This is a genomic window from Polaromonas sp. UC242_47 (assembly GCF_044452385.1).
Classification (GTDB): domain Bacteria; phylum Pseudomonadota; class Gammaproteobacteria; order Burkholderiales; family Burkholderiaceae_C; genus Polaromonas.
Genome location: NZ_JBIOAO010000001.1, coordinates 1,475,069 through 1,498,066, shown reverse-complemented (window position 1 = coordinate 1,498,066; position 22,998 = coordinate 1,475,069). Strand labels below are relative to the sequence as shown.

General features: G+C 64.0%; 18 protein-coding genes and 2 pseudogenes. 15 read left to right on the top strand and 5 right to left on the bottom strand.

Going from position 1 to position 22,998, the window contains the following annotated elements:
- Positions 1-93: 93 nt before the first annotated feature.
- Both cysE and ACHMXK_RS07415 read right to left on the bottom strand, forming a co-directional pair.
- Positions 94-870 (bottom strand): serine O-acetyltransferase, encoded by a 777-nt coding sequence (gene cysE, locus ACHMXK_RS07420; RefSeq protein ID WP_397439045.1) that lies wholly within the window; start codon positions 868-870, stop codon positions 94-96.
- 9 nt (positions 871-879) lie between these two features.
- Entirely contained in the window at positions 880-1,683 is an 804-nt protein-coding gene (locus ACHMXK_RS07415) for an RNA methyltransferase (RefSeq protein WP_397439043.1), read from the bottom strand.
- A gap of 101 nt (positions 1,684-1,784) precedes the next feature.
- Here ACHMXK_RS07415 and ACHMXK_RS07410 point away from each other — a divergent pair, with 101 nt between their 5' ends.
- From ACHMXK_RS07410 to fabG, 14 genes and pseudogenes are all read left to right on the top strand, one after another.
- Positions 1,785-2,780, top strand: a complete 996-nt coding sequence (locus ACHMXK_RS07410; RefSeq protein WP_397439041.1) for an inositol monophosphatase family protein — start codon at positions 1,785-1,787, stop codon at positions 2,778-2,780.
- A gap of 93 nt (positions 2,781-2,873) precedes the next feature.
- Positions 2,874-5,087: an FUSC family membrane protein gene (locus ACHMXK_RS07405; RefSeq protein WP_397439039.1), complete on the top strand. Its 2,214-nt coding sequence runs from the start codon at positions 2,874-2,876 to the stop codon at positions 5,085-5,087.
- A 289-nt stretch (positions 5,088-5,376) separates the two neighbouring features.
- Positions 5,377-5,694 (top strand): phosphopantetheine-binding protein, encoded by a 318-nt coding sequence (locus ACHMXK_RS07400; protein ID WP_397439037.1) that lies wholly within the window; start codon positions 5,377-5,379, stop codon positions 5,692-5,694.
- An 8-nt stretch (positions 5,695-5,702) separates the two neighbouring features.
- Complete coding sequence (locus tag ACHMXK_RS07395) at positions 5,703-6,365, top strand: hypothetical protein (RefSeq protein ID WP_397439035.1); 663 nt, start codon at positions 5,703-5,705, stop codon at positions 6,363-6,365.
- A 10-nt stretch (positions 6,366-6,375) separates the two neighbouring features.
- Positions 6,376-8,056: pseudogene (locus ACHMXK_RS07390) on the top strand (AMP-binding protein).
- Positions 8,053-9,012, top strand: a complete 960-nt coding sequence (locus ACHMXK_RS07385; RefSeq protein WP_397439033.1) for an acyl-CoA synthetase — start codon at positions 8,053-8,055, stop codon at positions 9,010-9,012. The pseudogene ACHMXK_RS07390 and the gene ACHMXK_RS07385 overlap by 4 nt, the downstream one beginning before the upstream one ends.
- Positions 9,009-9,617: a LolA-related protein gene (locus tag ACHMXK_RS07380; protein WP_397439031.1), complete on the top strand. Its 609-nt coding sequence runs from the start codon at positions 9,009-9,011 to the stop codon at positions 9,615-9,617. Before ACHMXK_RS07385 ends, ACHMXK_RS07380 begins: the two co-directional genes overlap by 4 nt.
- On the top strand, positions 9,614-11,965 hold the full coding sequence (locus ACHMXK_RS07375; RefSeq protein WP_397439029.1) for an MMPL family transporter: 2,352 nt from the start codon (positions 9,614-9,616) through the stop codon (positions 11,963-11,965). Before ACHMXK_RS07380 ends, ACHMXK_RS07375 begins: the two co-directional genes overlap by 4 nt.
- A complete protein-coding gene (locus tag ACHMXK_RS07370) occupies positions 11,958-12,761 on the top strand; it encodes a polysaccharide deacetylase family protein (protein WP_397439027.1) in 804 nt (267 codons plus the stop codon). Before ACHMXK_RS07375 ends, ACHMXK_RS07370 begins: the two co-directional genes overlap by 8 nt.
- Positions 12,758-13,441: a phosphatase PAP2 family protein gene (locus tag ACHMXK_RS07365; RefSeq protein ID WP_397439025.1), complete on the top strand. Its 684-nt coding sequence runs from the start codon at positions 12,758-12,760 to the stop codon at positions 13,439-13,441. The genes ACHMXK_RS07370 and ACHMXK_RS07365 overlap by 4 nt, the downstream gene beginning before the upstream one ends.
- A gap of 70 nt (positions 13,442-13,511) precedes the next feature.
- Entirely contained in the window at positions 13,512-14,720 is a 1,209-nt protein-coding gene (locus tag ACHMXK_RS07360) for a beta-ketoacyl-[acyl-carrier-protein] synthase family protein (protein WP_397442464.1), read from the top strand.
- Complete coding sequence (locus ACHMXK_RS07355; RefSeq protein WP_397439023.1) at positions 14,717-15,547, top strand: beta-ketoacyl synthase chain length factor; 831 nt, start codon at positions 14,717-14,719, stop codon at positions 15,545-15,547. The genes ACHMXK_RS07360 and ACHMXK_RS07355 overlap by 4 nt, the downstream gene beginning before the upstream one ends.
- A gap of 33 nt (positions 15,548-15,580) precedes the next feature.
- Positions 15,581-16,069, top strand: coding sequence for a 3-hydroxylacyl-ACP dehydratase (locus ACHMXK_RS07350; RefSeq protein ID WP_397439021.1), 489 nt, complete (start codon positions 15,581-15,583; stop codon positions 16,067-16,069).
- Between the two features lie 26 nt (positions 16,070-16,095).
- On the top strand, positions 16,096-16,827 hold the full coding sequence (gene fabG, locus ACHMXK_RS07345) for a 3-oxoacyl-ACP reductase FabG (protein ID WP_397439020.1): 732 nt from the start codon (positions 16,096-16,098) through the stop codon (positions 16,825-16,827).
- A gap of 120 nt (positions 16,828-16,947) precedes the next feature.
- Here the strand turns inward: fabG and ACHMXK_RS07340 are convergent.
- The 3 genes and pseudogenes from ACHMXK_RS07340 to ACHMXK_RS07330 all read right to left on the bottom strand — a co-directional run bounded on the left by ACHMXK_RS07340 (position 16,948) and on the right by ACHMXK_RS07330 (position 19,960).
- Positions 16,948-17,728, bottom strand: a pseudogene (locus ACHMXK_RS07340) (glycosyltransferase family 2 protein).
- Positions 17,729-17,769: 41 nt separating this feature from the next.
- Complete coding sequence (locus tag ACHMXK_RS07335; protein WP_397439017.1) at positions 17,770-18,585, bottom strand: lysophospholipid acyltransferase family protein; 816 nt, start codon at positions 18,583-18,585, stop codon at positions 17,770-17,772.
- 22 nt (positions 18,586-18,607) lie between these two features.
- Positions 18,608-19,960 (bottom strand): NAD(P)/FAD-dependent oxidoreductase, encoded by a 1,353-nt coding sequence (locus ACHMXK_RS07330; RefSeq protein WP_397439015.1) that lies wholly within the window; start codon positions 19,958-19,960, stop codon positions 18,608-18,610.
- Between the two features lie 470 nt (positions 19,961-20,430).
- Here ACHMXK_RS07330 and mutS point away from each other — a divergent pair, with 470 nt between their 5' ends.
- On the top strand, positions 20,431-22,980 hold the full coding sequence (gene mutS / locus ACHMXK_RS07325) for a DNA mismatch repair protein MutS (RefSeq protein WP_397442463.1): 2,550 nt from the start codon (positions 20,431-20,433) through the stop codon (positions 22,978-22,980).
- The last annotated feature ends 18 nt before the right edge of the window (positions 22,981-22,998 follow it).

Below are 22,998 nucleotides of genomic sequence, written 5' to 3'. Positions count from 1 at the left end.
TTTTCTTTTGGCGACGCAAAAGAAAAGTGAGTTGCCGCCGGGCAACCCCGGCCAGCAGGCCAACCACCGGCAACCGAGCAGATGCCGAAAGCCCTACTTCCCCATCAACTGATTCAGCTTCTCAGCCTCAAACGTCTCCTGCCGTGCCGCATCATCCGGCACACAGTCGCGGTGAGTCCTGCCGTTGTCCGACAACTTCTCGATCGCCTGCCAGAGCAAGGCAATCTGGTGCTCTTGGGAGGACGCGTTGTCGATCAGGCCCTTCATGGCCTGGGACACCGGGTCGTCGTCCAGCGTGATGCCATAGGCCGAAAACTTGTTCTGCGCGGTCGTGACATCAGCGCTTTCGCCGGTTTTGGACGGGATGATGCGCGCCGGAATGCCCACCGCCGTGGCGCCGGCCGGCACCGGTTTGATGACCACGGCATTGCTGCCGATCTTGGCGCCGTCACCGACCAGAAAGCCGCCCAGCACCTTGGCGCCGGCGCTGACCACCACGTTTTTGCCCAGGGTCGGATGCCGCTTCGTGCCTTTGTACAGCGAGGTGCCGCCCAGGGTCACGCCCTGGTAAATCGTGCAACCGTCGCCGATCTCGGCGGTTTCACCCACCACCACACCCATGGCGTGGTCGAAAAACACGCGATCGCCGATGACGGCGCCGGGATGGATTTCAATGCCCGTGAACCAGCGGGCGATGTGCGAGATAAAACGTCCCAGCCAATTCAGCCCATGGGTCCAGCACCAGTGCGCCGGCCGGTGCAGCATGATGGCGTGCAGGCCGGGGTAACAGGTCAGTACCTCCCAGGTGCTGCGCGCGGCAGGGTCACGGTCGAGAATGCACTGGATATCGGAACGAAGTCGAGAAAACATGCTGCGAGTTTATGGCTTGGCGGGCGTGTCCGCTGGCGCCGTGGTTTTGGCAGCCGCCTGCGACATGGCCTTGGCAATGCCGCGCAGGATGTGAATCTCCTCGGGACTGAGTTGCGCGCGGTTGAACAACTGGTTCAGACGCGGCATCAGTTTTTTCGGCGAGGCCGGGTCCAGGAAACCAATTTCGGCCAGCGCCTGCTCCCAGTGGCCCAGCATGCCGGCCACGGCGGCCGCGTCGGCCAGCACCGGCTCGGCGGTGGCGGCCTGTACCGCAAAACCGCCCAGCGCCTCGCGCCAGTCATAGGCAATCAGTTGCACCGCCGCCGCCAGATTGAGCGAGCCGAACTTGGGATCGGTCGGAATACTCAGCGCCACATGGCAGCGGTAAACATCCTCGTTTTGCATGCCGAAGCGCTCGGAGCCGAACAAAAAGGCCACACCTTCGGGTTTTGAAGCCAAATCGGCCTCCAGCCCAGGTGTGGTGGACGCAAGCAGCTCGTTTTTTGATAGCAAATTGGCAAAATGCACACGCGGCGCCAGCGTGGGCGGGCCGAAGTCGCGCGGTGTCATGGCGGTGGCGCACAAATGCGTCATGCCGTCCAGCGCCTCGTCCAGCGTGGCCACGATGCGGGCGTTTTTCAGCACATCCAGCGCCCCGCTGGCGCGTTGTATGGTTTCTTCACGGTTCAGCACATTGGCCCAGCGCGGCGCCACCAGCACCAGATCGCCAAAACCCATGACTTTCATGGCACGCGCGGTGGCGCCTACATTGCCGGCGTGGCTGGTGTTGATCAGGATAAATCGGGTTTTCATGGATAAGTGCGGAAAAAGCGGGCCAAGCCGGTAAAATGGCGCTATTGTCGCCTGCCCACCGGTTACCGGAGCGCAGCCCTTTCGCTCTTTCTTAGTCCTATATGTCCAGCAATCTCCACCCCATGCTCAACGTGGCCATCAAGGCTGCGCGCGCCGCCGGCGCCATCATCAACCGTGCTGCGCTTGATGTGGAATCGGTCCGCATCTCGGCCAAACAGACCAACGACTTCGTCACCGAAGTCGACCACGCTGCCGAAACCGCGATCATCGAAACCCTGCTCACGGCCTACCCCGGCCACGGCATCCTGGCCGAAGAATCGGGCAGCGAACACGGCGCCAAAGACTCCGAGTTCGTGTGGATCATCGATCCGCTGGACGGCACCACCAACTTCATCCACGGCTTTCCCTTTTACTGCGTCAGCATTGCGCTGGCCGTCAAAGGCAAGGTCGAGCAGGCAGTGGTCTACGACCCCACCCGCAACGACATTTATTGCGCCACCAAAGGCCGCGGCGCCTACGTGAACGACCGCCGCATCCGTGTCGCCAAACGCACCCGCCTGCAGGAAAGCCTGATCTCCACCGGCTTTCCCTACCGCCCCGGCGACAAACTCAAACCCTATCTCAACATGCTCGGCGAAGTCATCAGCCAGTGCGCCGGCGTGCGCCGACCCGGCGCGGCCGCGCTGGACCTGGCTTATGTGGCCGCAGGTTTCACCGACGGCTTTTTTGAAACCGGCCTGCAGCCCTGGGACGTGGCGGCCGGCTCGCTGCTGGTCACCGAAGCCGGTGGCCTGATCGGCAACTTCACCGGCGAAAGCGAATTCCTGGAGCAAGGCGAATGTGTCGCCGGCAACCCGCACGTTTACGGCCAACTGGTGACCACACTGTCCAAATACAGCAAGTTTGCCGGCGCCGGCGACAAGGCCAAGGTGCGCCACGCCACGCTGGACTCGACCCTGGGCGAGACCGATGCGGACGACAGCGCCCCGGCGACAGACGCCCCGGCACCCAAACCCAGACTGCAGGCCAAACGCATCCGGGCCGGCAACACGGCGCCGGTTGTGACCGACGCTGAAGCGCCAGACGCACCGGTTTAAGCGATTTAAACCCGGGGGCCCGCGGTCCCCGCGGCTGGGCGCCGATTCATTCGGTACAGTGTGGCTGATGTGCTGCTCTGCCAAACGCTTGAAATGACCCCCGCGCCCAAGCTGACCGAACGGTTACAAGGCTGGTTGCAAGACACGTTGCGTGTCGTCCTCAGCCAGTACGTTGCCAACGGTCTGGCCGTCTCACTCGGCTTGGTGCTGGTGATGCTGGCCATCTTTGAAGCCGCCGGCCTGGCGGCCGCAGCGACGGCTTCCGTCGGCGTGCTAATCACCAGCCTGCCGGACGTGCCCTCCCCGCGCAAACGCAAAATCATGCAGATGTTGCCCGCCCCCTTGCTGGGCGCGCCGCTGTTTGCGCTGGTACAACTGGTGCGCCAGGACGTGGTGCTGCTGGGGGTGGTGCTGGTGGCCGGCACCTTCCTGGCCATGATGATGATGTCCTGGGGCAAACGCGGCGGGCCGATCTGCTTTTCGCTGCTGTTTTCCCTGCTGTTTTCCATGGCCGCGCCGCCCGCCGGCTCGCTGGAAAACATCGCCCTGCATACCGGCTGGTTCCTGGCCGGATCGGTGCTCTACCTGCTCTGGGCCGTGCTCAGTACCCATTGGCTGAACCAGCGCTTTCGCACCCAGTTGCTGGCCGAATGCCTGAGCAGTTTTGCGCAAATCCTGCGCACCCAGGCCCAGCGTTTTTCCGAGCAACCCGACCATCAGGCGCTGCTGGCCAGCATGTTGCAGCAGCAGGCCACGCTGGCCGACGCCCTGCAGAACACCCGTGACGTGGTGCTGGAGTCGCCGACCACGGCAGCGCGCCAGCGCCTGGCGGCCATGTTGCTCAGCCTGCTCGAAGCACGCGACCACCAACTGGCCTGCGACCTGGACCTGGATTTTTTGCTCGAGCAAGGCGCCGGCACCGCCACCCTGCCGGCCCTGCAGCAGGCGCTGGAGACCACGGCGGACCGCCTGGAGGCGCTGGGCATGTCGCTGTTGCTGGGTAGAACCGGCGCGGCGATTGCGCCCATTGCCGACCTGCGCCTGCCGCTGGCCGGCCTGTTGCCGCCGCGCAGCGCCCCGGCGAACAAGCTGGCGCCCGACGCCCTGAAAATGGAAACGCCCGACAGCGTGGCGCTGCTGCACAACATGGCCGACCGCATCGGCCACATCAGCGACGAAGCCGTCAAAATGGCAGCCCTGGCGCGCGGCGAACTGTCACCCGAACTGGCAGCGGTGCGCACGCAGTGGCAGTTGTTTGTCAGCGCCACCACCTGGTCCTGGAAACCGCTGCTGGGCCAGCTCGCCTGGCGCGCGCCCATGCTGCGTTATGCGCTGCGCGCCACGCTGGCGGTCGCCGCGGGTTATGTGATCTCCCTGCACCTGCCCTGGGTGGCGCATGAGTACTGGATTTTGCTCACCATCGTGGTGGTGATGCGCGGCAACCTGGCGCAAACGCTGCAGCGCCGCAATGCCCGTGTGGCCGGCACCCTGCTCGGTTGTGGCTTCGTCATGGCGATGCTGGCCACCCACCCCGGCGCCCGGACCATCTTCCTGGTGGTGGCGCTGAGCATGGGCCTGGCGCATGCCTTTGCCTTGCGGCGCTACCTCTACACCTCGATTGCGGCCACCGTGTCCGGCCTGCTGCAGGCGCATCTGTTGCTGGTGGGGGTGCAGTCCACGTTTGCGGTCGGTGAACGCCTGGCCGACACCCTGCTGGGCGCGCTGATCGCCTGGCTCTTCAGTTATGTGTTGCCGGCCTGGGAGCGCAACCAGCTCCCCGGGCTGGTCCGGCGTAGCGTGCAGGCGCAGGTCAAACACGCAGAACTGGCGCTGGCGCTGCTGGGCGGGCCGCAAACCTCCGATTTGCGCTGGCGGCTGGCGCGCCGGGAGGCCTATAACAGCCTGTCGGACCTGACCCTGGCGACCCAGCGCACCCTGGCCGAGCCGCGCCAGGTGCGCCCGCCGCTCGAACCCCTGGAAGCCTTGCAGGCGCGCAGCTACCAGTTGCTGGCGCAACTCACGGCGATCAAGTCGCTGCTTTTGCTGCACCGACCACAACTGGACCTGGCGGTGGCCACCCCCGCGCTGGCCGCGGCCGCCGAACGTATCGCCGCCGAACTCGCGGGCAGCACAGCGGCACCCCCAAGCGCCACCCACCCGGTGGCGGGCCAGCCTTATCAGCCCCGGCCTGACCCGCTGATGGCGGCCGACCTGACGCCCTGGCTGCTGCGCCGGCTGGACCTGGCCTGCGCCATGGCCAGGGAACTGCGGCTGGCAGCGGCGCGTGCGCTGGCCCCGAACCCATAAACACTCAGTCGCTATCAAAACAAGAGCTGCTTGCGGCCATCCCTTCTGGGCTGGAGGCCTATTTGATGCCGGAACCTGAAGAAAACCGGTCCCACACCCGCCCCAACCGACAACCACCGTAGGCAGGCTGTTGCTGTTTTTTACCTCTTGTTTCGTTGCCGGATGACGTGTTTCAGAGGGGAACGCCTACAGCCCAGCGCAGGTGGGCCAACAATGTCAGTTACCATCAAAACATCCCCCGCAGCGGGCCACTAACGCCCCTGACGCCTCTCCCGGAAATCATCAAAAAATGTCCACATCCACGATCCCTGAGTCCTCTTCACCCACGGCCGCCCTGCCTGCCGTCGTCGACGCCGCCCTGCTGCTGGAAGTCGCCGAACTGGTGGTTTCTTCGCTCAATCTCGAAACCGCCGCGGCCGACATCGCGCCCGACGAAGCCCTGTATGGCGAGGGCTTGGGCCTGGATTCCATAGACATCCTGGAGATCGCGCTGGTGGTCTCCAAACGTTACGGCCTGCAGCTGCGCGCAGACCATGAAGACAACACCGCGATTTTCCAGTCGCTGCGCAGCCTGAGCGCGCACATCGCCCAACAAAGAACCAAGTGAAACCCGGCTTGACGGCAACACTGCTGCGCGGCGCTCGCTGGGCAGCCCTTGCCGGCTTGTGCATCGCCTACTCGGTGCTGTCCCATTTCGCGGCCGCCGACACCCACCCGGATCGGCTGGACGCGGCCGTGGCCATCGCCCCCTTGCTGGCGCTGGCCTGCCTGCTGGCCTGGCGCTCGCCGCAGCGGCCCTGGATGCTGCTGCTTTGCCTGGCGGGGTGTGCCGCGCTGTACGGCCTGAGCGGCTGGCTGGTGCAACATTACAACTGGGTATTTTTGCTGCAACACGTCGGCTTCCAGGCCTTGCTGGGCCTGACCTTCGGCCGCAGCCTGCGCGCCGGCCAGGTGCCCATGGTGTCTCGTTTTGCCGCCATCGTGCATGGCGGCCACCTGTCGCCCGCGCTGGCCCGTTACACGCGTCAGGTCACCTGGGCGTGGACTCTTTATTTCGCCGCCATCACCAGCGTGTCCTTGCTGCTGTTCTGGCTGGCGCCGGTGGCGGTCTGGTCGGTGTTTGCCAACCTGCTGAACCTGCCGCTGCTGGTCCTGATGTTTGCCGCCGAATACATCGCCCGCCTGTGCCTGCTGGCACCGTCCGACCGGGCCGGGCCGCTGGAGGCGATTCGCGCCTACCGGCAGGCCAGCTCGGGCACGGTGCCGCCGGCCTCCTGAGAAGCCACCCATGCCCACGACCACCTATGCACTGACCGCCCACGACAGTGGCGACGACACCCTGGCCTGGCGTTATGGCGAACGCATCACGGTGCGCCAGTTTCTCGCCGACGTCCGGCAACTGGCGGCGGCGCTGCCGGCCGGCCGTCAGCACATGCTTAATGCCTGCCATGACCGTTATCACTTCACGGTCGGCCTGGGCGCGGCGCTGCTGACGCAAAAAATCAGCCTGCTGCCGCCCACCCACACGCCGGAAATGGTGCGCCAGTTGCAAGCCCTGGCGCCGGATGTTTTTTGCCTGTCCGACGCCCCCCACACCATCAAGCTGCCTGGTTTTGCCTACCAGGACGCGTTTGCGCGCGGCCCGGCCCATGTGGACCCGCACGCACCCTGCGACATCCCGCATCTACCCGGCAACCAGCCGGTGGCGGATGTGTTCACCTCGGGCTCGACCGGCCTGCCGTTGCCGCACCGCAAAACCTGGGGCGCCCTGGTGCAGGGCGCACGCGCCGAGGCCGAGCGGCTTGGCCTGGGGGACGGCCAGCCCTGCAGCATCATAGGCACGGTGCCGCCGCAACACATGTACGGCTTCGAATCCACCGTGTTGATGCCTTTGCACAGCGGCGCGGTGATCCACGCCGGCCAACCGTTTTACCCGGCCGATATCGTCAGCGCGCTGGAGGCCGTCCCCCGCCCGCGCCTGCTGGTCAGCACGCCCGTGCATTTGCGCGTGTTGTTGTCGTCCGGCATGGACCTGCCGGCCGTAGACGCGGTGTTATCGGCCACGGCGCCCCTGCCGCCGCAACTGGCGCAAGACTGCGAAGCCCGTTTTGCCGCCCCGCTGTTTGAGATTTATGGCTCCACCGAAACCGGGCAGATCGCCTCACGGCGCAGCGCCCGGACGGCCGAGTGGGAGTTGTTTCCCCGCATCACGCTGACGCCCCACGACGACCGCATGTGGGCCAGCGGCGGCCACGTCGAGCAGGTGGTGCCCATGAACGATGTGCTGCAAGCCATCGACAGCCGGCGTTTTTTGCTGCATGGCCGCCTGAGCGACCTCATCAACATCGCCGGCAAACGCAGCTCGCTGGATTACCTGAACCACCAGTTGGGCAGCATCCCCGGCGTGCTGGACGGCGCATTCTTCATGCCCGACGACAGCGACCAGGACAGCGTGGTGCGTGTGATGGCTTTTGCGGTCGCGCCCGGCATGACGGCGGCGGCCTTACATGCGGCACTGAAGGAACGCATAGACACCACCTTCCTGCCGCGTCCGCTGGTGCTGCTCGATACTTTGCCGCGCAACAGCACAGGGAAATTGCCGCGCGAAACCCTGCAGGCACTGGCCCGGGCACACCAGGAAGGACTGCCGCATGCAGGGTGAAACCAGCCTGAGCTTTGCCTCCGATCATCCGGCGTTTGCCGGGCACTTTCCGGGGCGCCCCATCGTGCCCGGGGTTCTGCTGCTGGATGCAGCGATCCATGCCGTCATGCAGGCAAATCCGGCCCCAGCGGACAGCCCGCCGCCGACCTGTCAGATCAGTTCGGCCAAATTTCTCAGTCCGGTCTTGCCAGGTGAAACACTGAGCCTGTCCTGGCGCAGCAGCGGCACGGGCCAAGCGCGTTTTGACATCGCCGGCAGTGGCCGCCCCGTGGCGACCGGTCTGCTGGTTTTCGGGGCCAGGGCATGAGCACGCCTCACCCTGGTGCGGACACCGCCACCACCTGGCAGCAGCGGCCGGAACGCAGCAACATGTTGCTGCTGCGGATCATGACCTGGATTTCGCTGCGCCTGGGCCGCAGCGCGGGCCGTGGTGTGCTGTATGGCATTGCCGCTTTTTTCCTGCTCACCAACGGCGGTGCACGCCGCGCCTCGCGCGATTACCTGCGCCGCGTGCTGAATTTGCCGCAGGTCGGCTGGCGCCAGATGTTCCGGCATTTCCTGAGTTTTGCCTCCTGTACCCATGACCGGATCTACCTGGTCAACGACCACTTCCATCGCTTCGATATCCGGATTCACCAGGAACACCTGGTGGCCGAGCTGACAGCAACACGCCAGGGTGTCTTTTTGATGGGCGCCCACCTCGGCAGCTTCGAGGTCTTGCGCGCGGTCGGCCGGCGCCAACCCGGCCTGCGTGTGGCCATGGTGATGTACGAAGAAAACGCGCGCAAGATCAACGCGGCCCTGAGCGCCATCAATCCCGCGGCCCAGCAAGACATCGTGGCCCTGGGCCATGCTGACTCCATGCTCAAGGTCCACGAGTTGCTGGAAAGCGGTTGTGTCGTCGGCATGCTGGCCGACCGTGGCCTGAACCGGGACAGCACCCGCCCCTTGCCTTTCCTCGGTGACACGGCCGAGTTTCCTTTCGGCCCGTTTCGCATGGCGGCCCTCATGCGGCGTCCGGTGCTGTTCATGGTCGGGCTGTATGCAGGCGGCAATCGCTACGATATTCATTTTGAAACGCTGGCCGACTTTTCTGCGATTCCAGCGGGCGGGCGCGAGGCAGCGGTGCAAGCCGCCATGGCGCGTTATGCCGAACTGCTGGAACAACATTGCCGCGCAGCGCCTTACAACTGGTTCAACTTTTTTGACTTCTGGCAGGCGGGCCAAGCGCCGTCTGCCGCAAACCACGGCCCCGCCCCATGAACAATGCGCTCCCCTCCCTGATGACCCGCGGCCTGAAAACCTGGCTGGCTGGCGCCGGCCTCTTGCTCAGCCTGTGCAGCACGCCGGCCCTGGCCGCCTGGGACATCCAGCAGCTCATGCAAGGCCTGGCCCAGAACAAATCGGGCCGCGCCAGTTTTGTCGAAAAGAAATACATCGCTGTGCTCGACGCACCGGTGGAATCCTCCGGCGAGCTGCTTTACACCGCACCCGACCGGCTGGAAAAACGCACACTCAAGCCCAAGCCCGAATCCCTGGTGATTGACGGCGGCACGCTCACCGTCGAACGCGGCAAACGCCGCATGGTGTTGCGTCTGCAGGACTACCCCGAGCTGGTCGCTTTCACCGAAAGCATACGCGGCACCCTGGCCGGCGACACCGCCGCGCTCAAACGCATCTACAACCTCGACCTGGAAGGCAATGAGGAGCGCTGGACCTTGACCCTGCGTCCCGTCGAAACCAAGATGCTGGACGTGGTGCAACGCATCCGCATAGGCGGCAGCCGCGCCGAGGTAAAAACCATAGACATCGAGCAGACCGACAAAGACCGTTCGGTCATGGTCATCACCCCGATGGCCGCTCCATGAGGGGAAAGATTTTTCGGCGCGCCTTCCTGCCGGTCTGGCTCTGGCTGGCGTTTCTGCTGGCCTGCGGCGCCATCATCAGCCGCACCCATGTCACCACGGACCTGTCGGCGTTTTTGCCGCGCAACCCGACGCCCGAGCAGCAACTGCTGATGGACCAGTTGCGCGACGGCCTGGCCTCGCGCCTGATCCTGGTGGGCATTGAAGGCGCCGATGCGCCCGCCCGCGCCCGGCTTTCCAAACAGGTGGCCCAGCCGCTGCGCGCCGACCCGGCTTTTGTGGCCGTCAACAATGGCGAGCCCGTCAACACCGAACGCGACCGGGCCTACCTGTTCAACAACCGCTACCTGCTCAGCCCGGCCGTCACGCCGCAACGTTTCAGCACCGACGGCCTGCACGCCGCCCTCGGTGACAGCATAGACCTGCTGGCCTCACCCGCCGGCCTGATGGTCAAGTCCCTGCTGCCCAATGACCCGACCGGCGAAATGGTGGAGTTGCTCGGGCAACTCGACAGCGGCACCCACCCGCCCCTGGTCGAGGGTGCCTGGGCCTCGCGTGACGGCGCACGCGCCTTGTTGCTGATACAAACACGTGCCCTGGGCTCGGACACCGATGCCCAGCAACACGCCATGGCCGCCATCCGGCAGGCGTTTGACACGGCGTCCCAGGCCAGCCCCACGGCCAAGCTGGTGATGACAGGCCCCGGCGTGTTTTCGGTGACCTCGCGCGAAACCATTCAAAGCCAGGTCAGCCGCCTGTCCCTCATCAGCATCCTGATCATCGCCACCTTGCTTTTGCTGGTGTACCGCTCCCCGACCGCGCTGGTCCTGGGTTTTCTGCCCGTGATCAGCGGTGTGCTGGCCGGGGTGGCCGCCGTCAGCCTGGGTTTTGGTTCTGTGCATGGCATCACCCTGGGCTTTGGCACCGCCTTGATTGGCGAAGCGGTGGACTATTCCATCTACCTGTTTGTGCAATCCGAACAGGCCCAGGCTGACCAGCAGCATTGGGTGCATCGTTTCTGGCCCACCATACGCCTGGGCGTGTTGACCTCGATCTGCGGTTTTGCTTCGCTGTTGTTCTCGGGCTTTCCCGGCCTGGCACAACTCGGCTTGTATGCGATTGCCGGGCTGGTCGCCGCCGCCGCCATGACACGTTTTGTGCTGCCCCACCTGTTGCCGGCAACGTTTCGCATCCATGATGTCTCGGCCATAGGCCGCGTGTTGAGCCGCCTGACCGAGCGCGCCGCCGCGCTGCGCTGGTCGGCGGTCATCGTCCTGCTGGCGGCCTGCGCCATCCTGGTCCTGCACCACGACCGCTTGCTCGATGAAAAAATCTCTTCGCTAAGCCCGGTGTCGCGCGCCGATATCGCGCTGGATGAAAGCCTGCGCGGCGACATGGGCGCGCCCGACGTGCGTTACCTGGTGGTGATCTCCGGCGCCAGCCGGGAAGCCGTGCTGACCTCCTCGGAAAAAGTCTCGACGTTGTTGCAGGCACAAGTCGAGCAGGGCGAACTCGCCGGCTTTGAAAGCCCCAGCCGTTATCTGCCCAGCATCGCCACACAACGCGCCCGCCAGTCCAGCCTGCCGCCGCCCGATGAATTACAAGCGCGCCTGGGACAAGCGGTGCAAGGTCTGCCGGTGCGTGCGCCCTTGTTTGCCCCTTTTCTCGCCGATGTGGAAAGCAGCCGCAACCGGCCTTTGTTGCAGGCCAGCGACCTGGAGCGGACCTCCATGGCCATGGCCGTCGATGCCTTGTTGCTCCAGCAATCCCGAGGTGGCTGGACGGCCTTGTTACCGCTCAAGGCGCCCGAAGGGAAGAGCATCCAGGCCGACAAAATTCGTGCGGCCCTGGTCACCACCGGTTTGTCAAATGTGTTGTTTGTCGACATGAAGGCCGAGTCCGATCGCCTGTATTCCGGCTACCTGCGTGAAGCCACCCTCTTGTCGCTGGGCGGGCTGGTGGCCATCATCCTGCTTTTGTTGGGGATCTTTCGTTCACCCCAGCGGGTGCTACGCATCATCGCGCCGCTGGTCGCCTCCGTCATCACCGTCACGGCGGGGTTGGCGCTGTTTGGCCAATCCTTGGTCATTCTGCACCTGGTGGGTTTGCTGCTGGTGGTGGCGGTGGGATCGAATTACGCGCTGTTTTTTGATCGCCCCGAACCGCTCACACCGATTCCGCACCGCACCCTGGCCTCGATGCTGCTCGCCAACCTCACCACGGTTGCGGGTTTTGGCCTGCTGGCGTTTTCCAATGTCTCCATCCTGCAGGCCATGGGGTCTACCGTCGCCCCGGGCGTGATCCTGGCGCTGGTATATGCCGCTATTTTTGCGAAGCCCACCCATGCCTGAGCCACGCTGGCATTCCACACCGCTGATGCGCGCCTCCATCGCCGTGCATGGGCTGGCCCTGGTAACGCTCATCGCAGCGCCTGGACAATGGCTCTGGGTGCTGGCCGCCCTTGTGTTCAATCACCTGCTGATTGCCGGCGCCGGCCTGTGGCCGCGCAGCCACTGGCTGGGACCGAACTGGACCCGATTGCCCGCCGCCGCGACAGCCAGACATGAAATCGCTCTGACCATAGACGACGGCCCCGACCCGGAGGTCACGCCTCAGGTGCTGGACCTGCTGGACCGTTATGCGGTTCAGGCCACTTTTTTTTGCATAGGCGACAAAGCCGCGCGTTACCCGGAACTGTGCCGCGAGATTGTTAGGCGCGGCCATGCCGTTGAAAACCACAGCCAGCAGCATCGCCATCATTTTTCACTGATGGGGCCACGCGGCCTGACACGGGAAATCCAGGCGGCGCAGGACACGCTCACCCACATTTCCGGCCAGCACCCCCTGTTTTTTCGTGCCCCGGCTGGCTTGCGCAACCCGTTTCTGGAACCGGTGCTGGCCCGGCTTGGGCTGAAGCTGGCGACCTGGTCGGTACGCGGCTTCGACACGCGTGTCGGCGACGCGGCCCGTGTCAGCCACAAACTGCTGCAAGGACTGCAAGCCGGCGCCATCTTGTTGCTGCACGATGGCAACGCGGCACGTACGCCCCGCGGCACACCGGTCATTATCGAAGTGTTACCTGCGGTGCTGGCGTCTGCGGCTACCGCCGGCCTGCGGGTCGTCACACTGCGCCAGGCCCTGGCATGAGCCAACCGCAACAACGCCCCTGGTACCGGCAGATGGCGGTGGTGATCCCCCAGCATTTGCTGCTGAAGGGGGGCGGGACCATGCTTTTCATCGCCCTGTTTTTTGCGGCTTATTTTTACCTGCTCAAACACCCGGCCTACCCGGTGACGGTGATGCCTATCACCTGGCCGGACCAACTGATCGCCTTTGAGCCGCTGGCGATGCCGTTGTACCTCTCCCTGTGGGTGTATGTGTCCTTGCCGCCCTTGTTGCTCGCGACGCGGTCCGAACTTCAGCGTTACGGCCTGGCCATGGCAGCCACCTGCTTGACGGGGCTAATCATTTTCTACTTCTGGCCGACCGCAGTGCCTGTGCCCGATATCGACTGGGCCCTCTACCCCGGCGTGGATTTCCTCAAGAACCTGGACGCAGCCGGCAATGCCAGCCCCTCCCTGCATGTCGCCACGGCCCTTTTTTCCGCAGCCTGGCTGCATCACTCTCTGCGCCGTTTTAGCGGGCCGATGTGGTTACTGATATTGAACTGGCTCTGGTGTGCCGGGATCGTCTATTCCACCCTGGCCACACGCCAGCATGTGGCGGTCGATGTGTGGGCCGGTCTTGCACTGGGAGGCCTGGGCGCCTGGCTGTCATTCCATCCTCGCCTGTACACCGTTTCAGTCCGTCCGCAAACCCATTCCTGAAGATATGTTGACCCCAATCTGCCCTCTGAATTTGCTACCATCTCACCTTATCTAGATAGGCTTGTTTTCTCTGAACTCGCTCTGGCTTTCTCATTTCACCGCGACCAGTGCCATCGGCCATGGTCTCCAGCAAACCCTCTCCGCCTTGCAACAGCAGCACGGCGGACTGGCACCGTGCGCATTCGATACCGTTGACCTGAGCACCTATGTGGGTGAAGTCGCGGGTGTGGACGACGTACGGCTTCCCGCACATCTGGCCGACTTTGATTGCCGCAACAACCGGCTCGCCCTGCTGGGTTTGATGCAGGACGGTTTTGCCGATGCCGTGACGGCCGCCAGCCAAAAATATGGCGCGCAACGTGTGGGCGTTTTCATAGGCACCAGCACCTCCGGCATTTTGCAAACCGAACTGGCCTACCGCCGGCTGGACCCGGTGAGCGGCGCATTGCCTGCCGACTTTGTGTACGGCAGCACCCACAACACGTTTTCCGTGGCGGATTTCACGCGCCAGTATTTGGGCCTGCACGGTCCGGCTGCCGTGGTGTCCTCGGCCTGCTCCTCCAGCGCCAAGGTGTTTGCCTCGGCCCGCCGCATGATGGCGGCGGGACTGATAGACGCGGCCGTGGTGGGCGGGGTGGATTCCTTGTGCCTGACCACCCTGTACGGTTTTCACTCCCTGGGCCTGACCTCCACGCAGGCCTGCCGCCCCTTTGACATCGACCGCGACGGTATCTCCATCGGCGAAGCGGCGGCCTTCGCCCTGCTGGAGCGTGTACCCGAGCAGCTCGACAAAAGCGCCGTGTTGCTGCTGGGCGTCGGTGAATCGAGCGACGCCCACCACATGTCCTCCCCCCACCCCGAAGGCCTGGGCGCACGTTTGGCGATGCAGGACGCGCTGACTATGGCCGGTCTTGACGCGGCCAATATCGACTACATCAACTTGCACGGCACCGCCACACCCAGCAACGATGCGGCCGAGACCAAGGCGGTTGCCGCGCTGTTCGGGCCGACAACACCTTGCAGTTCCACCAAAGGCGCGACCGGGCACACCCTGGGCGCGGCAGGCGGCGTGGAAGCCGTGATTTGTGCCTTGGCCCTGCAGCACGGTTTGTTGCCCGGTGGCTTGAATACACAACAACTGGATGCCGCGTTGCCCCTGAATTACCTGCTGGCCAACCGCGAACAAGCCGTCCACCACGTGCTGAGCAACTCTTTCGGTTTCGGCGGCACCAATTGCAGCCTGGTTTTTGGCCTTGCCGCGGAGGGCAGAAAAAAATGACGCCGCATTCCGCCAGTACCGCCCGGCCTCTCACTGTTTTTGTTGACGGCATAGGGCTGTTAGGCCCCGGCCTGAACAACTGGGCGCAAGGCCGCGAACTGCTCAACGGCCAGTCGCCCTACCAGGCCGGGCGTTGCATCCTGCCTCTGCCCATGGCCTTGCCGCCGGCCGAGCGTCGCCGCGCTGGCGCCGTCGTGAAAGTTTCCCTGGCGGTGGGCCAGGAGGCCGTGACCGCTTCGGGTTTTCAAGCGGCGCGCCTGCCTTCGGTATTTTCATCATCCAGCGGCGACGCCGTGAACTGCCATGAAATCTGCAGCGCCCTGGCATCCAGTGACCGACTGATCTCACCGACGCGTTTTCACAATTCGGTGCACAACGCCGCCTCCGGTTACTGGAGCATTTCCAGTGGCGCCATGGCGTCATCATCGGTGCTCTGCGCGCGCGATGCGAGTTTTGCCGCCGGCCTGCTGGAAGCCATGACGCAGGTGGTGATGGAACAAACCGCGGTCTTGCTGGTGGCCTACGACACCGACTATCCCGAGCCATTGCACAGCGTGCGGCCCGTGCCCGACACCCTGGGCGTGGGCCTGGTGCTGGCACCGCAGCGCAGCGAACGCAGCCTGGCGCAATGGACGCTGACGCCCGATACCTGCTTCACGAGTGTGATGCCGGATGGCCTGGACGATCCCGCCCTGGAGCAGGTCCGCCAGAGTATTCCGGCCGCACGTTGTTTACCGCTGCTGCGCAGCGTCGCGGCACAACGCTCGGGAGTCCTTGTATTGGACTACCTGGAAGGCCTGCAACTGGCCGTGAACGTGGCGCCCTGACGCTGCGACACGATGACACTTATGCCTTCATACATGCCCGCCACATTGCAACACGACGAGATTGCCAGGCGCATCCCGCACCAGGGCAATATGTGCCTGCTGGACGTGGTCACCAGCTGGGACGACAGCCACATCCAGTGCCAGGCCAGCAGCCACCACGCACCCGACCACCCGCTGCGCGCCTATGGCCGGCTGGGCGCCGCCTGCGGCGTGGAGTATGCGGCGCAAGCCATGGCGGTACACGGCGCGCTGGTGGCTGAAAGTCTGGCCGACGGACAGACCAGCACCACCCCTCGCGCCGGTTACCTGGCCAGCATGCGCAGCGTCACCCTGCATGTGGACCGGCTGGACGCGGTGGCCGGCTTCTTGACGGTTTCGGCAGAACGCATCACGGGGGATGACCACACCGTGCTCTACAACTTCAGCGTACAGGCCGGCGCACAAACCCTGCTCAGCGGCCGCGCGGTGGTGGTGCTCGATGCCGCGGCCCTCTCGCCGCCTGCCGGCGCGCACACGGCCTGAATCACCAGACCAAGAAAGACATTTTCATGAACAAGCCCCTCAAACGTGCCTTGGTCACAGGCGGCAGCGGCGGCATAGGCTCGGCCATCTGCCGGCGCCTGGCGGCCGACGGTTTCAGCGTCATCGTGCATGCCAACAGCCAACTGACCACGGCACAAGCTGTCGCGGCGGATATCGTGGCGCAGGGCGGCCAGGCACAGGCTGTGGCTTTTGACGTGACCGATGCGGCCGCCACGGCTACCGCTTTGCAGGCCTTGCTGGAAGACGGCGCTATCCAGGTGCTGGTCAACAATGCCGGCATCCACGACGACGCCGTTTTTCCGGGCATGCAACTGGCCCAATGGCAACGTGTGCTGGATGTGTCGCTCAACGGTTTTTTCCATGTCACGCAACCGCTGACCATGCCGATGATCCGCACGCGCTGGGGCCGCATCATCACCATCACCTCGGTCGCCGCCGTGGCCGGCAACCGGGGTCAGGTCAACTACTCGGCCGCCAAAGGTGCTTTACATGCCGCCACCAAGTCGCTGTCCCTCGAAGTGGCCAGCCGCGGCATCACTGTCAACGCCGTGGCGCCTGGCATCATAACCACGGCCATGAGCCAGGGCAGTTTCAGCCCGGAAACCATCGCCACCCTGGTGCCCATGAAACGCGCCGGCAAGGCGGAAGAGGTGGCGGACCTGGTCGGCTTCCTGGCTTCCGAGAAGGCCGCCTATATCAGCGGGCAGATCATTTCTATCAACGGCGGGATGATATAGCCCCCACGGTCGCGCACTGCGTGTAGCTCCCTGCCCCTCAAGGGGGCCGCTGCGCCTGCGGCCCGGCGAAGCCGGTTCCGCGGCCCTGGCTTGCATAGCGGACAACCTCAGCGTCGCTCGCTATATGCCCTGGATGCGCCGCCACAGCAGCACCGGCAAGCGCAGGATAAAACCCAGCAACAGCCGCGAGTGCATCCAGGTCAACAAGAGGTTGTCGCGCAGGTAATTGAAGTGCGACACGCCGCCTTCGTCGGGACGGAAATATTTGACGGTGGCCGGCAGGTTGACCGGCTTGACGCCTAACCAGCACATGCGCACCACGGCTTCGGGGTCGAAGTCGAAACGGCGCATCCAGCGCTGCCCGTGCATGACGCGCCGCAGCGGCGCGATCGGGTAGACACGAAAACCAAACAGCGAGTCCCCAATGCCGGCCCACAAGGTTTCCAGGTCGGCCCAGCCGTTGGACACCTTGCGGCCATTCACGCGCAGACGCGGCGCATCGGCCGCAAACACCGGCACACCTAACACCATGGCGGCCGGTTGGGCGCTGGACGCGGCCATGAACTCCGGGATCAGCGGCGCCGGATGCTGGCCGTCCGAGTCCATGGTCAACACATGGGTGAAGCCTTGTGCCTCGGCCAGATCAATCCCGTGCAACACGGCGGCACCCTTGCCGACGTTGTGCGGCAACACGATCACACGCAGGCCTTCATCCTGCGCAGCCATGGCTTGCAGGCCGGCGGCACTGTCGTCGGTGCTGCCATCCACCACCACCCCAGACCGGCGTCCACTGCGCACGTGCCGAACGCACGGTTTCATAGACTTTGGGACCGGGGTTGTAGCTGGGAATCAGGACAAGATGGGTGCGGGACAAGCGGGGCAAAACAGCAGTCATCGGCATGGCAAGTAGGCGAAATAAATAAGGAATCAGCAGGCCAGCCTTCAGGCCGGCGGCGCCTTGATGGGGAAGTCGGGCAACTGGGCATGCGCGAGTTCGGACTGGAAGTAGGCCTCCAGTTCGCGAACAAACTGCGCGGTATGCTGAGGCGGCTCAAACCGTTTGCCCAACCTGAGCTTGTAGGTGATGGGCATGGCCGGCGTCCAGAGCAGCGACCAGCCTTTGCCAAGAAAGCCCGAATCGGTTTCGATAAACACGGTCTGCACCGGCACGCCGGCATTTTTGGCGATCAGGCCGGTCGTGCCCTGCATGGGCCCCACCGGAAAACGTGTGGTGCGTGTGCCTTCGGGAAACAGCAACAAATGGCTGCCCTTGCGCAAATCATCCACCCCCAGCTGCACCATGGTGCGCAGCGGCGTGTTGCGGATGTAACCGGCGAGCCGGGCGCCCGCGCCATAAAAAACGCTGTTGACGAGCTCGGCCTTCATGATGCAGGTCGCATTCGGCAGTCGCGACAAAATCATGACCGCGTCCAGGAGCGAAGGATGGTTGGGTGCAATCACCATGGGCGGGCCATCCCGCAAGCTATCGAGTTCGCTCAGGTCAAAACGGCAAGCCCCCATCAGCACCAGAAACCGCAGATAAGCCCGTGTCGTGGTGGTGACCAGCTTGCGGCCCAGGCGTTTGCTCAACACACGCGGCAACATCGCGCGCATAGGAAAAGCCAGCAACGTGACCGCCAGGCAGATCACCCCGAGCACCACAAAACCCAGGTGCATGCGCAAGGTGTCGTGCAGGCTGCGGCGCCGGGCATGCAGCTTCAGCGATTTTTTCAGCAAGGCATGCGGTTTGTAGTCCATAAATCAGTGCTTAAGCCGGTGCTTAACGCGCGGCCGGCTCGACACCCTCAACGACACGAATATTGGCCTTGCGCAAACGCATGGCCTGCCACGAGCGTTTGAAGTTCAAGGCAGAACCTATGTAGAAAAAACCCTTGAGTATCACCAGCGAAGGCCAGATCGGCGTCTTACCAAAAATATCGCCGGCCAGCATGGACAACAAGGCCTCTTTCACGCGCCAGATATTGCTGGGGCCCATGAACATGTCGCGCATGGTCGGATTCGTCACGCGGTAGATAAACCACGAAAACTCCTTGGGGCCCAGGCGCACCTGTTTGTCAAAACGAGCCAGCGCCGAGGCGGCTTTTGTCGGTTCGCGCAGGCAGGTGTCCACCGTGTCGGCGCCGACAAAACCGCCCTGCATGGCCAGCATGACACCCGATGAAAACACCGGGTCGATGAAGGTGAAGGCATCACCAATCATCAGGTAGTTGGGCCCGTGTGTGCGCTCACAGGCATAGGAAAAATTACCGGTCGCCTCCACCTCGGACGACAAGGTGGCCTGGGCCAGCCGCTCGCTGAGCGCCGGGCACATCGCAATCGTGTCCAAGAAAAAATCCCTGACCGGTTTGCTCCGGCTTTTCAAATAATGCGGCCAGACCACGGCGCCTATGCTGGTAAAACCATCCGCCAGCGGAATAAACCAGAACCAGCCATGGTCAAACCAGAAGATGGTGATGTTGCCTTCGTCCTGGCCAGCATGCCGCGTCGCGCCCGTGAAGTGGCCATACAGCGCCGAGCTGTTGTGTTTGGGGTTGCGGCGCTTGATGTCGAACTGCTTGCCCAGCACGGTGTCGCGGCCCGACGCGTCCACCACAAAACGCGCGCGCCACTGCTCGACGCGGCCATCGTCGTGTTGCGCCTGTACCGTGGCGCCGCTGCGATCAGGCGCAAAGTCCACGCCTTTCACCTTGCAGCCCTCAATCACCTCGGCACCCAGCCGGGTCGCGTTGCGGATCAGGATCTCATCGAACTCGGAACGCCGCACCTGATAGGAAAACGGCATGGATTTGTCCCAGGCATCGGCAAACTGGAAGGTCTGGCTTTTGCTTTCATGCCAGGGCGAGACAAATTCGGCGCCCCACTTTTCCATGCCTATGGCCTTGACGGCATCGGCCACCCCGAGTTTTTCAAACAACGCCAGGTTGGCCGGCAGCAGCGACTCGCCGATGTGAAAACGTGGGTGGTGTTCTTTCTCCAGCACCACCACCTTGTGGCCCTTTTGCGCCAGCAGCGCGCCGGCCGTGGCGCCTGCCGGGCCACCACCAATCACCAGGACGTCACAGTCATGAAGGATGGCGGGGGATGGGGTGGTCGCTGAACTCTGCTCGGTCATGAAGGGTCCCTGGTGGAGAGTTTTTGGAGCCTGCCGCCAAGCCATGGCTGAACGCTGGGGCGTGGGGGATGGAAGTTGCGCACGGGATGCGTCAGTTCAGGGAGTTTACGCCGGGCAAGGACCCTCTTTTGTGCTGAATTTTCCCGCCGCAACGTCATGTTTTGCGCCGTCCCACGAATAAACGACGTCTTTGCCCAAAACGGCGTTACAAATCCTCGCAATCCCGGCGCCACGGCTGTGGTTTTTGCGCTGCATCGCACAAATCATCCATGGCCTGTATGGCCGCGCCAATCCGCCCGCCGGCAAGTGCTATTATTTTGCCGGTCATGTTGCACCCGCGCACCCGCTCTGAGTTCACCCGTGTATTCAGCCTTTGACCGACACCGCCTGAACCCCCTGTGAACCTTCCCACCCCATCTATCTCCCCCGCCGACCTGGCGCCCGCCGCCGCGGCCGGAAAACACACACCGATGATGGTCCAGTATTTGGGCCTGAAAGCGGACTATCCCGACACCCTGCTGCTGTACCGCATGGGCGACTTTTACGAGTTGTTTTATGCCGACGCCGAAAAAGCCGCGCGCCTGCTCGACATCACGCTGACACGGCGCGGCCAGTCCGCCGGCGAGCCGGTGGTCATGGCCGGCGTGCCTTTTCACTCGCTGGAAGCTTACCTCGCCAAACTCATCAAGCTTGGCGAGTCGGTCGCGATCTGCGAGCAGGTCGGCGACGTGGCCACCAGCAAAGGCCCGGTCGAGCGCAAGGTGGTGCGGGTGGTCACGCCCGGCACCCTGACCGACACCGAGCTGCTGAACGACAAGACCGAATCGATTTTGCTGGCGGTGCACCAGGGCAGCCGCAACACCTGCGGCCTGGCCTGGCTCAGCGTCACGCAGGGCGAGATTCACCTGGCGCATTGCGCCAGCGACGAGCTGGAAGCCTGGATCGCACGGATTGCGCCCAGCGAGCTGCTCTACAACGTGGATGTCACCCCAGCTTTCGAGCAACGCCTGAAAAGCCAGCGCTGCGCGGTCAGCGCCCGGCCCGCCTGGCAGTTTGATAGCGCGCTGGGCGCGCGCCGCCTGCTGGCCCAGTTGCAGGTCGCCTCGCTGGCCTCCTGGAACGCCGAAGCCTTGCCCGAAGCCCATGCGGCCGCCTCCGCCCTGCTCGGTTATGCCGAACACACCCAGGGCCGGAGCTTGCCTCATGTGCACAGCCTGCAGGTGGTGCGCTCCGGCGAGCTGATCGAACTGCCGCAAACCACGCGGCGCAACCTGGAACTGACGCAAAACCTGCGCGGTGAAGATTCGCCTACCCTGTTTTCCTTGCTGGACAGCTGCAGCACCGGCATGGGCAGCCGCGCGCTGAAAAGCTGGTTGCTGAGCCCGCGGCGCGACCGCAGCCAGGCCCAGGCCCGCCTGGATGCGATTGCCGTCCTGCGCGGCGGCCTGCAGCAACAATTGCGTAGCGGGCTCAAGGGCTGCAGCGATGTGGAACGTATCACCGCCCGCATCGCGCTGCGCCAGGTGCGCCCACGTGAATTGGTGGCCCTGCGCGATACGCTACAAAAAACAGAGCTGCTTGCGCCCGTCCAGCAAGGGCTACCGGCACTTTTGACCACTATTTTCGAGGATTTGCAGGCGCCGCCGGCCTGCGCCGAATTGTTGAAGCGTTATGTGCTGGACGAACCCGCCGCGCTGATCCGCGACGGCGGCGTGATCAACCACGGCTGCGACGCCGACCTCGACGAGTTGCGCGGCATCCAGACCAACTGCGACGACTTTCTGCTCGACCTGGAGGTCCGCGAAAAAGCCCGGACCGGCATAACCAACCTGCGGGTGCAGTTCAACAAGGTGCACGGTTTTTACATCGAAGTCACCCAAGGCCAGCTCGACAAGGTGCCCGACGACTACCGGCGCCGCCAGACCCTGAAAAACGCCGAGCGTTACATCACACCTGAACTGAAAGCCTTTGAAGACAAGGCCTTGTCGGCGCAAGAACGCGCGCTGGCCAGGGAAAAATGGCTGTACGAACAACTGCTCGATCAGTTGCAGAATTTTGTGCCGACCCTGAGCCGGCTGGCACGCGCCCTGGCCAGCCTGGACGCCTTGTGTACGCTGGCCGAACGTTCGCTCACGCTGAACTGGACCGCGCCAGAGTTTGTCCGGGAGCCCTGTATTGACATCAGCCAGGGCCGGCATCCGGTCGTCGAAGCCCGGCTGGCTGAAACCAGCGGCGGCGCGTTTATCGCCAACGACTGCAAGCTGAGCGGCAAAAGCCGCATGCAGGTCATCACCGGCCCCAACATGGGCGGTAAATCCACCTACATGCGCCAGGTCGCCATCATTGTGCTGCTGGCCAGCATGGGCTCTTATGTGCCGGCCAGCAGTTGCCGGCTTGGGCCCATAGACGCCATCCTCACGCGTATAGGCGCGGCCGACGACGTGGCCAACGCCCAGTCCACCTTCATGCTGGAAATGCTGGAGGCCGCGCAAATCCTGCACGCCGCCACCCCGCATTCACTGGTTTTGATGGACGAGATCGGCCGCGGCACCTCCACCTTCGACGGCCTGGCGCTGGCCGGCGGCATCGCCGCCCACCTGCACAACAAGACCCAGGCCTTCACGCTGTTTGCCACGCATTATTTTGAGCTGACCGAGTTTCCGGCGCGCCACCATGCGGCGGTCAACGTACATGTCAGCGCGGTCGAGTCCGGCACCGACATCGTGTTCCTGCACCACATCGAGCCCGGCCCGGCCAGCAAAAGTTACGGTATCGCCGTCGCCAAGCTGGCCGGCGTGCCGGCCGGTGTGGTCAACCATGCGCGGCATGCACTCGCGGCGCTGGAAACCCAGCAGGATGCCAGCCGCGCGCAAGTCGACCTGTTTGCCACGCCGCCCGAGCCGCCAGCCGCCGAACTCAGCGTCGTGGAAAAAGCACTGAGCGGCATAGACCCCGATGCGCTGAGTCCGCGCGAAGCGCTGGACGCCCTGTACCAGTTGAAAAAGCTTGCGACCAGCTAAGCAACAGACTATGGTTTC

Bases quoted from the DNA above. Each gene is read 5' to 3' on its own strand.
- cysE (WP_397439045.1), bottom strand. From the start codon at position 870: ATGTTTTCTCGACTTCGTTCCGATATCCAGTGCATTCTCGACCGTGAC.
- ACHMXK_RS07415 (WP_397439043.1), bottom strand. From the start codon at position 1,683: ATGAAAACCCGATTTATCCTGATCAACACCAGCCACGCCGGCAATGTA.
- ACHMXK_RS07410 (WP_397439041.1), top strand. From the start codon at position 1,785: ATGTCCAGCAATCTCCACCCCATGCTCAACGTGGCCATCAAGGCTGCG.
- ACHMXK_RS07405 (WP_397439039.1), top strand. From the start codon at position 2,874: ATGACCCCCGCGCCCAAGCTGACCGAACGGTTACAAGGCTGGTTGCAA.
- ACHMXK_RS07400 (WP_397439037.1), top strand. From the start codon at position 5,377: ATGTCCACATCCACGATCCCTGAGTCCTCTTCACCCACGGCCGCCCTG.
- ACHMXK_RS07385 (WP_397439033.1), top strand. From the start codon at position 8,053: ATGAGCACGCCTCACCCTGGTGCGGACACCGCCACCACCTGGCAGCAG.
- ACHMXK_RS07380 (WP_397439031.1), top strand. From the start codon at position 9,009: ATGAACAATGCGCTCCCCTCCCTGATGACCCGCGGCCTGAAAACCTGG.
- ACHMXK_RS07375 (WP_397439029.1), top strand. From the start codon at position 9,614: ATGAGGGGAAAGATTTTTCGGCGCGCCTTCCTGCCGGTCTGGCTCTGG.
- ACHMXK_RS07370 (WP_397439027.1), top strand. From the start codon at position 11,958: ATGCCTGAGCCACGCTGGCATTCCACACCGCTGATGCGCGCCTCCATC.
- ACHMXK_RS07365 (WP_397439025.1), top strand. From the start codon at position 12,758: ATGAGCCAACCGCAACAACGCCCCTGGTACCGGCAGATGGCGGTGGTG.
- ACHMXK_RS07355 (WP_397439023.1), top strand. From the start codon at position 14,717: ATGACGCCGCATTCCGCCAGTACCGCCCGGCCTCTCACTGTTTTTGTT.
- ACHMXK_RS07350 (WP_397439021.1), top strand. From the start codon at position 15,581: ATGCCCGCCACATTGCAACACGACGAGATTGCCAGGCGCATCCCGCAC.
- fabG (WP_397439020.1), top strand. From the start codon at position 16,096: ATGAACAAGCCCCTCAAACGTGCCTTGGTCACAGGCGGCAGCGGCGGC.
- ACHMXK_RS07335 (WP_397439017.1), bottom strand. From the start codon at position 18,585: ATGGACTACAAACCGCATGCCTTGCTGAAAAAATCGCTGAAGCTGCAT.
- ACHMXK_RS07330 (WP_397439015.1), bottom strand. From the start codon at position 19,960: ATGACCGAGCAGAGTTCAGCGACCACCCCATCCCCCGCCATCCTTCAT.
- mutS (WP_397442463.1), top strand. From the start codon at position 20,431: ATGATGGTCCAGTATTTGGGCCTGAAAGCGGACTATCCCGACACCCTG.